Below are 13,717 nucleotides of genomic sequence, written 5' to 3'. Positions count from 1 at the left end.
GCGCCCCCATGAAAAAACCGGCCACAAGGGCCGGCTTTTTTTCATGCAATCCGTCAATCAGCGCAGCGCAGGCCCCTGAAAACCCATCCACATCGCCAATTGCTCGGCCACACTGGCGCCGAGTTTCTTCGAGAAGCGATCGAACGGCGACTCCTGAACGGTGAAATCCACCAGCTCTTTCTCGCCAATCACATCACGCGCCACCGAACTGGCATTGCCCAGGCCATCGATCAAGCCCAGCGGCAGCGCCTGCTCACCGGACCAGACCAGCCCGGAGAACAGCTCGGGATGCTCTTTATCCTTCAGGCGGTCGCCACGCCCCTGCTTGACGCTGTTGATGAACTGTTTGTGGGTGGTGTCGAGCACGCCCTGCCAGAAGGCAGTCTCTTCAGGCTTCTGCGGCTGGAACGGATCGAGAAACGACTTGTGCTCGCCGGAGGTGTAGGTACGACGCTCGACACCGAGCTTTTCCATGGTGCCAACAAAACCGTAACCGGCCGCCGTGACGCCGATGGAGCCCACCAGACTCGCCTTGTCGGCGTAAATCTGGTCGGCCGCACTGGCGATGTAGTAGGCGCCGGACGCCCCCAGATCGGAAATCACCGCATACAGCTTGGTGTCAGGGTGCAAACCACGCAGGCGACGAATCTCGTCATAGACATAACCCGACTGCACCGGACTGCCGCCCGGACTGTTGATCCGCAGGATCACGCCCTTGACCTTGTCATCGTCGAAGGCCGCCCGCAGGCTGCCAACGATATTGTCCGCGCTGGCGGGCTCCTTGTCGGCGATCATGCCGTTCACGTCGATCAGCGCCGTGTAGCTGGCGCCACGGCTGGCCGCTTTCTCCATGTCCATCAGGGGTGTGAACAGGGCCAACGCGACGAACAGGTACACAAAGGTCAGCAGCTTGAAGAAAATTCCCCAGCGACGGGAGCGACGCTGCTCCTGAACACCGGCCAGCAAGGTCTTCTCCAGCAGCTTCCAGCTTTTCTCGTCACCGCTTTGCGCATCCACTTTGGCGGGCGCCTTCCATTCGTCGGTCATGCCTTCTACCCCAGCAAAAATCCATTAGGCCCGCTGATTCAGCCAGGCGTTCAATTCTGAAAAATGATCGATGGCCAGCGCCGGCTCGAACAGTTTCAAGGCGTCGATGGACTGCGCGCCGTAGCTCACCGCCACCGAATCCATGCCGGCATTGCGCGCCATCTGCAGGTCGAATGACGAATCGCCGACCATCAACGCTTGCCCGGGACGAAGGTTACAGTGCGCAAGGATCTGCTCAAGCATCAGCGGATGGGGCTTGCTGGCGGTTTCGTCGGCCGCACGGGTGATGTCGAAATAGTCTTCCCAACCATGCGCCTTCAGCACCCGATCCAGCCCGCGACGAGCCTTGCCCGTTGCGACGGCCAGGTGATAGCCCTGGGCACGAAATGCTTCCATCGACTCCACCACACCCTCGAACAATGGCGAAGGCACGGCTTCTGCGGCGATGTAGTGGTCGGCATAGTGCTGGCGAAAGTCGATGAGCTGATCGTCACCAATGTCCGGATACAACGTACGGATGGCTTCCGGCAGACCCAGGCCAATGATGCCCTTCACGGCAAGATCATCACGCAACTCAAAGCCGGAGCGCTCGGACGCGACATGCATCGCCTCGACGATCCGACTGATGGAATCGGCGAGCGTGCCGTCCCAATCGAAGATCAGGAGCTTGTAATCAGAGTGGCTCACTCAAACGCTCCACGGTCTTGGCCCACATTTCGTCGACGGGAGCCTGCAGCTTCAGCTCGCCACCATCAGGCAACGGCACGGTCAGCATGTAGGCATGCAGGAACAGGCGCTTGCCGCCCAGATCGCGAATTTCCTTGCTGAATGCTTCGTCGCCATACTTGCTGTCGCCCGCAATGCAATGCCCGGCGTGCAAGGTGTGCACGCGGATCTGATGGGTGCGACCGGTCACCGGCTTGGCTTCGATCAGGGTGGCAAAATCGCCAAAACGACGCAGCACCTTGAACACGGTCAGCGCTTCCTTGCCCTCTTCATCGACTTCGACCATACGTTCACCGGAGCGCAGATTGCTCTTCTGCAACGGTGCGCGAACCTGCTTGATCGAGGTGGCCCAGTTGCCACGGACCAGCGCCATGTAGCGCTTGTCGACGCCATCGCCGCGCAAGGCGGCGTGCAAATGGCGCAACATGCTGCGCTTTTTGGCGATCATCAGCAGGCCGGAGGTGTCGCGGTCGAGCCGGTGCACCAGCTCGAGCTCCTTGGCATCGGGACGCAACTGACGAAAGGCTTCGATGACGCCGTAGTTCAAGCCGCTGCCGCCGTGAACCGCAATGCCGGCCGGCTTGTTGATCACGATCAGCGCCTTGTCCTCGAACACGATCGAGGCCTCGAGACGTTGCAGCAAGCCCTGCGCCAGCGGCACCGGCTCGTCGCGCTCCGGCACGCGAACCGGCGGGACGCGCACGATATCGCCCGCCTGCAGCTTGTATTCGGGCTTGATCCGACCTTTGTTCACTCGCACTTCGCCCTTGCGCAAAATGCGGTAAATCAAGGTCTTGGGCACGCCTTTGAGCCGAGCGAGAAGGAAGTTGTCAATACGTTGGCCGGCATATTCCGGCGAGACCTCAAGCAGTTGTACGCCTGGAGTCGAGGGGGCAGTAGTCGTCATGGCGCGGATGATATCAATTTTTTATGGAATTGAAGCACTTAATCATTACTGCTATAGTCGCGAACGCCGCCAAAAGCGGCCTGGACAGCGGATTAACGGTCAAAAACCGGCCCTGACCAAAGCAATTCACCAGGACGCGAGGCCGTCCTACGGGGCTTTCGCTACGTAACGGTGGAGTTTGCAGGTGTAACGAGCGCAGGTGACATGAGGCCTGAATCACGCCGCAAAGCAGAGTTTTGACTCGCTGCGCGCGCCATATTCACGGCCAGTTCACAAAGTGCAGTCAGCTGCGGATGACCCCGAGCGAGAGCTTCGGAAACAACGCCTAAATTAGCCATGATGCGTGACCTCCCCTTTCGGAGCTCACGGTAAATGCCAACCCGCTGCGGATTCTGCGCGCGGCAGCACCCGAATTATCAGGGATACGTGTAGGGTGGAGATGCACAACCGCTGGACTGTGTAGCAATAGGCTTTATCTAGACGCTTCATCTCGTCCACAGCCGCCGGTTGATTCCTCCTCCTGACTGAGTGCTTAAGTAGCCACAGCAAGCAGGACGCGTACGTCGCGACGAAGGCCCACATTGGCCGGACCTCGCTGGACACGGGACTGGCCAACCATTCCCGACGCACCTGACACCGACCGTGAGAAGTCGTGTGTGCCGAACGCCGTTTCCGGCAGCCCGGAAACCGACGGTACTACATGAAAAGAATGCTGATTAACGCAACTCAACCCGAAGAGTTGCGTGTTGCACTGGTAGATGGCCAACGCCTCTACGACCTGGACATCGAATCCGGTGCACGCGAGCAGAAGAAGGCCAACATCTACAAAGGCCGGATTACTCGCATCGAACCGAGCCTCGAGGCTGCCTTTGTCGATTTCGGCTCCGAGCGCCACGGCTTCCTGCCCCTCAAGGAAATCTCCCGCGAATACTTCAGGAAAGCCCCTGAAGGCCGCGTCAACATCAAGGACGTCCTGAGCGAAGGCCAGGAAGTCATCGTTCAGGTCGAAAAAGAAGAACGTGGCAACAAGGGCGCTGCCCTGACCACCTTCATCAGCCTGGCGGGCCGTTACCTGGTCCTGATGCCGAACAACCCGCGTGCCGGCGGCATCTCCCGTCGCATCGAAGGCGAAGAGCGCAACGAACTGCGCGAAGCCCTCAATGGCCTGGTTGCACCTGCCGACATGGGTCTGATCGTGCGCACCGCCGGCCTGGGCCGCAGCAGCGAAGAAATGCAGTGGGACCTCGACTACCTGCTGCAACTCTGGACCGCCATCAAGGAAGCCTCGCTGGATCGCTCCGCTCCATTCCTGATCTATCAGGAAAGCAACGTGATCATTCGCGCCATCCGCGACTACCTGCGCCAGGACATCGGCGAAGTGCTGATCGACAGCGTTGAAGCCCAGGACGAAGCCCTGACCTTCATTCGCCAGGTGATGCCGCAGTACGCCAGCAAGATCAAGCTGTACGAAGATAGCGTTCCGCTGTTCAACCGTTTCCAGATCGAAAGCCAGATCGAGACCGCTTTCCAGCGCGTCGTTGAACTGCCTTCCGGCGGCTCCATCGTCATCGATCCGACCGAAGCCCTGGTGTCCATCGACATCAACTCGGCGCGCGCCACCAAAGGCAGCGACATCGAAGAAACCGCCCTGCAGACCAACCTTGAAGCCGCCGAAGAAATCGCCCGTCAGTTGCGCCTGCGCGACATCGGCGGCCTGATCGTCATCGACTTCATCGACATGACCCCTGCCAAGAACCAGCGCGCCGTGGAAGAGAAAGTCCGCGAATGCCTGGAAGCCGACCGCGCTCGCGTGCAAGTCGGTCGCATCTCGCGCTTCGGCCTGCTGGAAATGTCCCGTCAGCGCCTGCGTCCATCGCTGGGCGAAAGCAGCGGCATCGTCTGCCCGCGCTGCAGCGGCACCGGCATCATCCGCGACGTCGAATCGCTGTCCCTGGCGATCTTGCGCCTGATCGAAGAAGAAGCCCTGAAAGACCGTACCGCCGAAGTTCGCGCGCAGGTGCCGATTCCGGTTGCAGCTTTCCTGCTCAACGAAAAACGCAACTCGATCACCAAGATCGAACTGCGCACCCGTGCCCGTATCGTCATTCTGCCGAACGATCACCTGGAAACGCCGCACTTCGAAGTTCAGCGCCTGCGCGATGACAGCCCGGAAGCGGCCAACAACCAGTCCAGCTACGAAATCGCTGCGGCCGCCGCCGAAGTCGAGGAAGTCCAGCCAGCCGCTGCCACCCGCACCCTGGTTCGCCAGGAAGCGGCGGTCAAGACTGCGCCGGCCCGCGCCAACGCTCCGGTTCCGACCGACGTGCCTGCCGCACCGGTGGCTGCGCCGGCCGCCGCGCCAGAGCCAAGCCTGTTCAAGGGCCTGGTGAAGTCGCTGGTCAGCCTGTTTGCCACCAAGGAAGAGCCTGTCGCGCCAGCCGTGGTTGCCAAACCAGCCGCTGCCGAACGCCCGGCACGCAACGAAGAACGTCGCAACGGTCGTCAGCAGAGCCGCAACCGTAACGGTCGCCGCGATGAAGAGCGCAAACCTCGCGAGGAACGTGCGCCGCGTGAAGAACGCGCCCCGCGCGAGCCGCGTGAAGCCCGTGAGGAAGCCCCGGCCGCCCGCGAAGAACGTGCTCCACGTGCCCCGCGTGAAGAACGTGCACCGCGCGCCCCTCGCGAAGATCGCAAGCCTCGCGGCGAGCGTGAAGAGCGGGTTCGTGTACTGCGCGAGCCTCTGGATGCTGCTGCGCCGGAGACCGCTGCTGCTGCCGTGACCGCTGAAGAGCGTCCAGCCCGTCAGCCACGCGAGGAGCGGGCTCCGCGCCCACCGCGTGAAGAACGTCAACCGCGCGCAGAGCAAGCGGCTGCCGTGGCCGAAGAAGAACTGACCGGCAACGAAGAGCAACTGTCGGAAGACGGCCAGGAGAACGCCGAAGGCGATCGTCCACGCCGCCGCTCCCGTGGCCAGCGTCGCCGCAGCAACCGCCGCGAGCGTCAGCGCGATGCCAACGGCAACCTGATCGAAGGTTCGGAAGAAGCGGAATCCGCTGAAGGCAGCGAAGCACCCAGCGCCGCCGACCTGGCCGCAGGCCTGGCAGTGACCGCCGCCGTTGCCAGCACCGTGATCAGCGCTCCAGCCGAAGCTCAGGCCCACGAGCAGGCTGAACGTGCCACTGCCGCCACACTGGAAACTGCCCCAGTCGAAGCGCCGGTCGTTGAAGCGACCACCCCGGTGGAAGCGACTGCCGCCCCGGAAATCGAAGTGGCACCGGTTGTGGATGCACAGCCTGCGGCCGAAGCTGAGCCGACTGTGGTCGTCGAAGCGCCTGCCGTGGTCGCGGAGCCAACCATTGAAGTGGCGCCTGAGGTGGCTGCTGAGACAGTGACCGAAACCGTGCGCGAAGTGCGTGAAGAGCAGACGGCATTCAACTGGGTGGCTGAGCCCGCTGTCGTTGAAACCCCTGCTCCAGCGCCGGTTGCCGAGCCTGAAACAGCCCAAGCCCTGGTTTCCGAACCTGTGGTGGCAGCTGCCGAGCCGGCACCCGTGGTGGAAGCACCGGTGGTTGTCGAGGAGCCTGCTCCGGCGGTCGAGGCGGCCCCTGTCAGCGCCCTGACGCCAAGCGGTCGCGCGCCGAACGATCCACGTGAAGTGCGTCGTCGCAAGCGTGAGGAAGAGCGTCTGCAGAAGGAAGCCGAACTGGCCGCCGCTGCCGCTCCGGTCGCAGCCGTCGTCGCTGACGAGCCAGTTGCCGAAGTAGCCGAGGCAGCCCCTGCCCCGGTCGTCGAGGCCCCCGCTGAGACGGCTGAATCGGTGATCCACGAAGCGCCGCGCTCCGTACAGGAAGCGCTCGTGCAGCACGAAGCTCAGGAAAAGGAACACGAGCCTAAACCGCTCGTCTGATTCCTGCAGCGACTAAAAAGCCCCGCCCGGTGATGCCAGGCGGGGCTTTTTTATGCTGCCGTCCCCCGTGCCGCGCTTTGCCCGTTGTGGGGGATTATCCGGTGAACACCAACCTGTCCGGCACATCCACATCCCACAGTACGCCGCAATCATCCACTTGCACCTCGACCACCTTCGCCGAGGCAAACAACGCTTTCGCTCCCCGGTCTCCCGACAGCGCCATCAAGGCCGGCCCGAACCGGCGTCCAAACCCCACCGGATGGCCGTACTCGCCATTGATCAACGGAACACTGATCCCCTCCTCCGTCAGCCCCGCCAGCACCCGCTCCACCGTGGATGGCAGGATGAACGGCATGTCACCCAGCAGGATCAACCACCCTCCCAGCTGTGGGCAGGCCGCGACGCCCGCCGCAAGGCTGTCGCCCATGCCGGTCGATTCGATCAACACAATCTCGAAACCGTAGGCCTGGGCCATGCGAATCACCTGCGGGCGATCCCCGGTGGTCACCAGCACACGCTTCGCCAGGTTCACCGGTACGCTGAGCAGCACCTGCTCGATCACCGAACGAACGGCACCATCACGCCCCGTGCAGTCGGCCAGCAACTTGTCCCTGTCGGCACCCGCGACCTGCCTGAACCGGGCGCCCTGCCCTGCGGCCAGGACGATGACACCCACAGGCTCGCTCATACGCTCTCCTTCTTCTGTTTCAGCTCCACGCCATTCTTGATCGCCACGATCTCGGCCAGCAGCGACAAGGCGATCTCCGCCGGTGAATGGCTGCCAATGTGCAAACCGATCGGGCCATGCAAACGGTCGATGGCGGTTTGAGACAAGCCTAGCTGAGCCAGATTTTCCCGACGCTTGCGACTGTTGACCCGCGAGCCCAACGCACCGACATAAAAGGCCCGGGAATCGAGGGCCGTGAGCAGTGCCATATCATCCAGGCGCGGATCGTGGGTCAAGGCGACGATGGCCGTGCGTTCGTCGGTCTGGATGTTCAGCACGGCTTCGTCGGGCATACCGGAGACGAAACGGCCGTGCTGTTCCTCCCAGCCGTAGACGAACTCCGTGCGCGGGTCGCAGATCAGCACTTCGAAATCCAGCAACCGCGCCATCTCGGCCACGTACCGCGACAGTTGCCCCGCACCGATCAACAACAAGCGCCAGCGCGGACCGTAGATCGCCCGCAGCGTGTGGCCGTCAAAGCTCAGTACGTCGCCCTTGGCCGCAGGCTGCAATCGGACTTCGCCGGTGGCAATCTGCAGCGTGCGCGCAACGATTTCATGGGCTTCGCAGCGCGCCAGCAGTTCGGCCACCCAGGCCGGGTCGCCGACGCGCTCCTCGGTCAGGCGCAAGGTACCGCCGCACGGCAAACCAAAGCGTGCGGCCTCCTCGAGCGAGACGCCATAGGTGATCAGTTGCACGGCCGGCCCGTCAGGCGGAATTCGCCCGTCGTGCAGACGGGCGATCAGATCGTCCTCGATACAGCCACCGGACACCGAGCCAATCACCACGCCATCCTCGCGCAAGGCCAGCATGGCGCCAGGCGCCCGGGGCGCGGTGCCCCAGGTCTGGACCACGCTGTACAGCATCACTCGCTGACCGGCCTGGCGCCATTGCAACACGCTGCGCAAGACATTCAGATCGACGCTGTCCATTACGCCTGCGCCTTCTGCCAACCCTGCAACTGGAAGCGAACCGGCAAGTTACGAATGCGCTGGCCCGTCGCGGCGAAGATCGCGTTGCACAGCGCCGGGGCAATCGGTGGTACGCCCGGCTCGCCGACACCGCCCAGCGGCACCACGCCCGGTGGTGTGACCAGGTGCACCGCGACTTCCTTGGGCGCCAGGGACATGCGCGCCACTTCGTACATGTGGAAGTTGTCCTGCTGGACCTTGCCGTCCTTGAAGCTGATCTCCCCCAGTACCGCGTTGCCCAGACCCATCACGCAAGCGCCTTCGAACTGCGAGCGGATCCGCTCGGGGTTGATCTGTGGACCGCAGTCCACCGCGATGTCGGCCTTGTGCACGATCAGCGTGCCGTCGTCCTTGACCTCGACTTCAATCACCGCCGCCACGTAGGTGACGAAGCTGTAGTGCACCGCCAGGCCCAGGCCTCGCCCCTTCGGCAGCTTGCGCCCCCAACCGGCGGCTTTCGCGGCGGTTTCCAGGACCGTGCGCATGCGCCCGGTATCGATCGGATAGCGCTCGGGCGACTCGCCGTAGTTCCATTCTTCACTCAAGGTGCGTGGGTCGATCTGACGATCGGGACCGAGCAACTTGATCTGGTACTTGAGCGGGTCCTCGCCGGCCTTGTGCGCCAGTTCATCGACAAAGCTCTGAATCGCAAAACCGTGGGGAATGTTCGACACCGAGCGATACCAGCCAACCCGGGTGTGCACCACGGCTTCCGGGTTTTCCAGACGCACGTTGGGAATCGAGTAGGCCATGTTGGTGAACCCCATGCCCAGCTCGAAGGCGGCCTCGTGGTTCATGCCCGGCGCGAACAAGGCGGTAATGCTCGGTGCCACGGTGCGGTGCAGCCAACCGGACGGCAGACCGTCCTTGTTCAGACCGGCCTTCAGGTATTCGGCCGAGACCGTATGGAAGTAGGAGTTATGGATGTCGTCTTCGCGGGTCCATTGCACCCGCACGGCCTTGCCGGGAAACTCCTTGGCGAGTACGGCCGCTTCGATGATGAAGTCCGGCTTGGATTTTCGCCCGAAGCCACCACCGAGCAAGGTGACGTTGAAGGTCACGTTGTCGAAGGGAAGCCCTAGGCGTTCGCCGATCCGCTCGCGGGTAACCTGCGGTGCCTGGCTCGGCCCCCAGGCTTCGCAGACGCCGTCCTTGAAGCGGGCGATGGCGACCATCGGCTCCATCGGCGATTGCGACAGGTGCGGCAGGTAGTACGACGCTTCCAGCGTGCTGTCGGCGCTGCCGAGCGCCTTGTCGATGTCGCCGGTGTTGCGCACCACCTTGCCCGGTTTCAGGGATGCTGCTTCCAACTCCTTGCGGTAGGCAATCGAGTCGTAACTGGCATTGGGGCCGTCGTCCCACTCGATCTTCAGCGCCTCGCGCCCCTTGATGGCGGCCCAGGTGTTGCTGGCCACCACCGCCACGCCGCCGAGCGGCTGGAACTCCGAGGGCAATGGCCGGCTTTCGATCTGCAGGACCTTGATCACCCCGGGGACCTTCAGCGCCGCGCTGTCGTCCAGCGACTTCACCTTGCCGCCGTAGACCGCCGGACGGGCGATGGTGGCATAGAGCATGCCATCGAAATGCACATCGGCGCCGTAGATGGCGCGGCCATTGACGATATCTGCACCGTCGATGGCCCGGGCGCTTTCCTTGCCGATGTAACGGAACTCCGACGGTTGCTTGAGTCGCAGGCCGTCACGGGCGGGCACGGCCAATGCAGCCGCAGCGACCGCCAGCTCGCCGTAGCCCAGCTCCCGGCCGCTGGGTTTGTGGATGACCTTATGCAGCTGGGCGTGGCACTCGCCGACCGGGACTTTCCACTGGTCGGCAGCCGCCTGCTCCAGCATGGTCCGCGCAGCGGCACCGCAACGCCGCATGGGTTCGTACCAGTGGCGCATGCTGCGCGAGCCGTCGGTGTCCTGGTTGCCGAAACGCACTTCATCGCCCGGTGCCTGCTGCACCTTGACCCGCGCCCAATCGGCCTCCAGCTCATCGGCGACCACCATGGTCAGGCTGGTGCGCACGCCCTGGCCCATTTCCGAGCGGTTGCACACCACGGTCACTGTGCCGTCCGTCGCAATACTGACGTAGACCTTCGGGTCATCGATCCAGCCGTTGGGCATGCCGTCGGCGCCGAATTTTTTCTCCGGGTCGGCGGCGAATGCGTCCTGCCAGCCCCAACTGGCGGCGATCACCAGGGCACTGGTGGCACCGACGCCCTTGAGAAAGCCACGGCGGCTGAGGTTGCTCAGGGCAAAATCATTGGGTAACTGGCTCATGCCTTGGCCCCCTTCAGGTGAGTGGAGGCCTGGCGGATCGCGGTCTTGATCCGGTTGTAGGTGCCGCACCGGCAGATGTTGCCGACCATGGCCTCCTCGATCTGTTCGTCGCTGGGGTTCGGGTTGGCCTTGAGCAGCGCCGTCGCCGACATGATTTGCCCGCCCTGGCAATAACCACACTGCGCCACGGCGCTGTCCAGCCAAGCCTGCTGGACGACTTGGCCGACCGGATCGGCGTGCAGGTTATCGATGGTCGTGACGTCCTGGCCGACGACCGAGCCGATCGGCGTGATGCAGCTGCGCGCCGGTGAACCGTCGATATGGATGGTGCAAGCGCCGCACAGGCCCATGCCACAACCGAATTTGGTGCCGTTGTAACCCGCCACGTCGCGGATCGCCCAGAGCAGCGGCATGTCCTCGGAGACGTCGAGTTGATGGTCTTGACCATTGAGTTTGAGGGTAATCATGGGCACGCCCGCATAGAGATGAAGGTTATGGGGTCGAGCAATCTGCCGCCGGGTGTTCGGCGGGTGCAGTCACGCAGATCGGCTCAGGCTAATCAGGCTCTCTTGTGTAGACGCGAGCGTCTGCACCGGGCCTTTGGTGGAGCAAATGGCTTGTATCGTTAGCTGACCAAGTTAACCCAGTATTAACAAAAAAGCCCTGCACAATGGAAGTTGTACAGGGCTTTCAAATCAATCCTGACAGCGTAGCTTCAATAGCGGTTTGGCTCCATTTCCAGCTCGACATGGAAGCGCTCCGAAATGTCTTTCTGAATGCGCTGAGCCAGATCGAGCAATTGCAGCCCTGTTGCGTTGCCATAGTTGACCAGCACCAACGCCTGGGCCTTGTGCACCCCGGCGTCGGCGTCGCGGAAACCTTTCCACCCGGCGCGCTCTATCAGCCAGCCGGCGGCCAGTTTCATCTGGCCGTCGGGTTGTGCGTAAGCCACCAGGTCGGGGTATTGGCCCTTGAGTTGCGCGACCAGCGTGGCCGATACCAGCGGGTTCTTGAAAAAGCTGCCGGCATTGCCGAGCACGGCCGGGTCGGGCAGCTTTTCGCTGCGAATGCTGCAGATCGCCCGGCTGACGTCGGTGGCGGTTGGCTGGTCGACCCCCTGTTCGGTCAGGCGCTGACGCACCGGGCCGTATTCCAGGTGCAAGTGCGCAATGCGGCTCAGGGCAAACCGCACCCGCAGGATCAACCAGCGGGCTGGTTGCTGTTTGAACAGGCTGTCGCGGTAGGCAAAGTTGCACTCGTCCAGGGTGAAGTCACGCAGCTCGCCGGTCTGGCGATCCAGCGCGGTCAGCCCGGCGAACACGTCCTTGATTTCCACGCCATAGGCGCCGATGTTCTGCATCGGCGCGGCGCCAACGGTGCCGGGAATGAGGCTGAGGTTTTCCAGCCCCGACAACCCCTGCGCGAGGGTGTGCAGCACAAACGGATGCCAGGGCTCGCCCGCTTCGGCTTCGATGACGACGCGACTGCCGTCGTCCTCGAGGATACGAATGCCCCGGCTGGCCATGCGCAGCACCAGCGACGGGATGTCGGCGGTGAGCAACAGGTTGCTGCCGCCGCCGATCACCAACAGCGGCACTCCCTGCTCCTCGGCATAGGCCAGCGCCTGGCGCACGTCGGCATCGCTACGGGCCTCTGCAAACAAACGGGCCCGGACATCCACGCCAAAGGTGTTGAACGGCTTTAGGGAAACCTCGCGCTGCACCTGCAAACTCATAACCGGCCCTTCAATTCGATCAGCAATTGATCAGTGGCACCCTCGATCAGATCGAGCACCTGATCAAATCCCTGGTCGTCGTAGTACGGATCCGGAACTTCGTCGACCGGCGATTGATAACGCCGCAGGAACAGGTCCAGCTCGGCCTTGCCCGTGGCCGGTTGCAGGGCCTTCAGATTGCGCAGGTTGCTGTGATCCATGGCCAGGATCAGGTCATAAGTGGCGAAATCGGCACGGGTGACTTGCTGCGCACGCTGGGCAGACAGGTCGTAACCCCGACGCCTGGCCGCCGCCTGGCTGCGCTTGTCCGGCGCTTTGCCGACGTGCCAGTCACCGGTACCGGCTGAAGCCACTTCGACCTGATCGGCCAAACCTGCTTCGCGCAGCTTGTGGCGCAGCACGCCTTCGGCTGTAGGTGAGCGGCAGATATTGCCGAGGCAGACGAACAGAACCCGCATCAGGCCTCCAGCAGGCGACGAACGCGTTCGAGGTCTTCGGGGGTATCGACACCGGTCGGCGGCGCAATCAGCGCGTCGGCGACATGAATGCGCACGCCATGCCACAAGGCACGCAGCTGCTCCAGGGATTCGGTGTTTTCCAGCCAGCACGGCCCCCAGCTGACGAAGTCATGCAGGAACCCGGCGCGGTAGGCGTAGATCCCGATATGACGGCGATACGGAACGCCCTCTGGCAACTGATCGCGGCTTTTGGCGAACGCATCTCGGGCCCAAGGCAGGGTCGCGCGACTGAAGGTCAGCGCCAGGCCGTTGAGGTCGCTGACCACCTTCACCACATTGGGGTTGAACAGGGTTTCCACGTCTTCGATCGGCTCGGCCAGGGTGGCCATGCGCGCTTCGGTGTGTGCGGCCAGGTTGGCGGCTACCTGATCGATCACGCTCGGCGGGATCAGCGGCTCGTCCCCCTGAACGTTGACCACGATGGCATCAGGCGCCAGGCCCAGTTGGCTCGCCACTTCGGCCAGACGGTCGGTGCCGGAATTGTGATCTTCGCGGGTCAGCACCACTTCGGCGCCAAAGCCCTTGCAGGCCTCGACAATGCGCGCATCGTCGGTGGCCACCACCACGCGCTGGGCACTGCTCTTGCTCGCCTGTTCCCAGACATGCTGGATCATCGGCTTACCGGCAATCAGCAGCAACGGCTTGCCCGGCAAGCGGGTGGAGGCATAACGCGATGGAATGACAACGGTAAAGGCTGCGCTCATTTATCCAGGCGCTCGTCGGTCGTCAGGGTACGGGCTTCGGTTTCGAGCATGACCGGAATACCGTCGCGGATCGGGTACGCCAGGCCGGCGCCCTTGCTGATCAATTCGGTTTTGTCGGCGCTGAGCTTGAGCGGGCCTTTGCAGATCGGGCAAGCGAGGATGTCGAGCAGTTTGGTGTCCATGAGCATTCCCT

The 13,717-nt window shown here is 63.0% G+C and carries 12 protein-coding genes; 1 reads left to right on the top strand and 11 read right to left on the bottom strand.

Annotation, left to right across the window (positions count from 1 at the left end):
• Positions 1-57 precede the first annotated feature (57 nt).
• From QIW53_RS24480 to rluC, 3 genes are read right to left on the bottom strand one after another with little or no spacing between them, the layout of a single operon-like run.
• A complete protein-coding gene (locus tag QIW53_RS24480) occupies positions 58-1,047 on the bottom strand; it encodes a S49 family peptidase (protein WP_371052132.1) in 990 nt (329 codons plus the stop codon).
• A gap of 24 nt (positions 1,048-1,071) precedes the next feature.
• On the bottom strand, positions 1,072-1,734 hold the full coding sequence (locus QIW53_RS24475; protein ID WP_371052131.1) for an HAD-IA family hydrolase: 663 nt from the start codon (positions 1,732-1,734) through the stop codon (positions 1,072-1,074).
• Complete coding sequence (gene rluC / locus QIW53_RS24470; protein WP_371052130.1) at positions 1,721-2,680, bottom strand: 23S rRNA pseudouridine(955/2504/2580) synthase RluC; 960 nt, start codon at positions 2,678-2,680, stop codon at positions 1,721-1,723. The genes QIW53_RS24475 and rluC overlap by 14 nt, the downstream gene beginning before the upstream one ends.
• Before the next feature lie 700 nt (positions 2,681-3,380).
• Here rluC and rne point away from each other — a divergent pair.
• Entirely contained in the window at positions 3,381-6,587 is a 3,207-nt protein-coding gene (rne, locus tag QIW53_RS24465; RefSeq protein ID WP_371052129.1) for a ribonuclease E, read from the top strand.
• Positions 6,588-6,681: 94 nt separating this feature from the next.
• Here rne and QIW53_RS24460 read toward each other — a convergent pair whose 3' ends face one another.
• From QIW53_RS24460 to QIW53_RS24425, 8 genes are all read right to left on the bottom strand, one after another.
• A complete protein-coding gene (locus QIW53_RS24460; protein WP_371052128.1) occupies positions 6,682-7,275 on the bottom strand; it encodes a nucleotidyltransferase family protein in 594 nt (197 codons plus the stop codon).
• Complete coding sequence (locus tag QIW53_RS24455; RefSeq protein ID WP_371052127.1) at positions 7,272-8,246, bottom strand: XdhC family protein; 975 nt, start codon at positions 8,244-8,246, stop codon at positions 7,272-7,274. Before QIW53_RS24455 ends, QIW53_RS24460 begins: the two co-directional genes overlap by 4 nt.
• Positions 8,246-10,567, bottom strand: coding sequence for a xanthine dehydrogenase family protein molybdopterin-binding subunit (locus QIW53_RS24450; RefSeq protein ID WP_371052126.1), 2,322 nt, complete (start codon positions 10,565-10,567; stop codon positions 8,246-8,248). Before QIW53_RS24450 ends, QIW53_RS24455 begins: the two co-directional genes overlap by 1 nt.
• A complete protein-coding gene (locus QIW53_RS24445; protein WP_371052125.1) occupies positions 10,564-11,034 on the bottom strand; it encodes a (2Fe-2S)-binding protein in 471 nt (156 codons plus the stop codon). The genes QIW53_RS24450 and QIW53_RS24445 overlap by 4 nt, the downstream gene beginning before the upstream one ends.
• A gap of 248 nt (positions 11,035-11,282) precedes the next feature.
• Complete coding sequence (gene murB / locus QIW53_RS24440; RefSeq protein ID WP_371052124.1) at positions 11,283-12,302, bottom strand: UDP-N-acetylmuramate dehydrogenase; 1,020 nt, start codon at positions 12,300-12,302, stop codon at positions 11,283-11,285.
• Positions 12,299-12,760 carry a low molecular weight protein-tyrosine-phosphatase gene (locus QIW53_RS24435; protein WP_371052123.1) on the bottom strand — a complete coding sequence of 154 codons (462 nt, stop codon included), beginning with the start codon at positions 12,758-12,760 and terminating at the stop codon, positions 12,299-12,301. Before QIW53_RS24435 ends, murB begins: the two co-directional genes overlap by 4 nt.
• Positions 12,760-13,524, bottom strand: coding sequence for a 3-deoxy-manno-octulosonate cytidylyltransferase (gene kdsB / locus QIW53_RS24430; RefSeq protein ID WP_371052122.1), 765 nt, complete (start codon positions 13,522-13,524; stop codon positions 12,760-12,762). The genes QIW53_RS24435 and kdsB overlap by 1 nt, the downstream gene beginning before the upstream one ends.
• Positions 13,521-13,706 (bottom strand): Trm112 family protein, encoded by a 186-nt coding sequence (locus tag QIW53_RS24425; protein WP_187677807.1) that lies wholly within the window; start codon positions 13,704-13,706, stop codon positions 13,521-13,523. The genes kdsB and QIW53_RS24425 overlap by 4 nt, the downstream gene beginning before the upstream one ends.
• Positions 13,707-13,717 lie beyond the last annotated feature (11 nt).

The sequence above is a fragment of the Pseudomonas fluorescens genome (assembly GCF_041354075.1).
GTDB lineage: Bacteria > Pseudomonadota > Gammaproteobacteria > Pseudomonadales > Pseudomonadaceae > Aquipseudomonas > Aquipseudomonas fluorescens_CE.
The sequence above is the reverse complement of the archived record's forward strand: the minus strand, read 5'-3'. Positions and strand labels throughout refer to the sequence as shown.

Coding starts and splice junctions, on each gene's coding strand:
- QIW53_RS24480 (WP_371052132.1), bottom strand. CDS start 1,047: ATGACCGACGAATGGAAGGCGCCCGCCAAAGTGGATGCGCAAAGCGGT.
- rluC (WP_371052130.1), bottom strand. CDS start 2,680: ATGACGACTACTGCCCCCTCGACTCCAGGCGTACAACTGCTTGAGGTC.
- rne (WP_371052129.1), top strand. CDS start 3,381: ATGAAAAGAATGCTGATTAACGCAACTCAACCCGAAGAGTTGCGTGTT.
- QIW53_RS24460 (WP_371052128.1), bottom strand. CDS start 7,275: ATGAGCGAGCCTGTGGGTGTCATCGTCCTGGCCGCAGGGCAGGGCGCC.
- QIW53_RS24455 (WP_371052127.1), bottom strand. CDS start 8,246: ATGGACAGCGTCGATCTGAATGTCTTGCGCAGCGTGTTGCAATGGCGC.
- QIW53_RS24450 (WP_371052126.1), bottom strand. CDS start 10,567: ATGAGCCAGTTACCCAATGATTTTGCCCTGAGCAACCTCAGCCGCCGT.
- QIW53_RS24445 (WP_371052125.1), bottom strand. CDS start 11,034: ATGATTACCCTCAAACTCAATGGTCAAGACCATCAACTCGACGTCTCC.
- murB (WP_371052124.1), bottom strand. CDS start 12,302: ATGAGTTTGCAGGTGCAGCGCGAGGTTTCCCTAAAGCCGTTCAACACC.
- QIW53_RS24435 (WP_371052123.1), bottom strand. CDS start 12,760: ATGCGGGTTCTGTTCGTCTGCCTCGGCAATATCTGCCGCTCACCTACA.
- kdsB (WP_371052122.1), bottom strand. CDS start 13,524: ATGAGCGCAGCCTTTACCGTTGTCATTCCATCGCGTTATGCCTCCACC.
- QIW53_RS24425 (WP_187677807.1), bottom strand. CDS start 13,706: ATGGACACCAAACTGCTCGACATCCTCGCTTGCCCGATCTGCAAAGGC.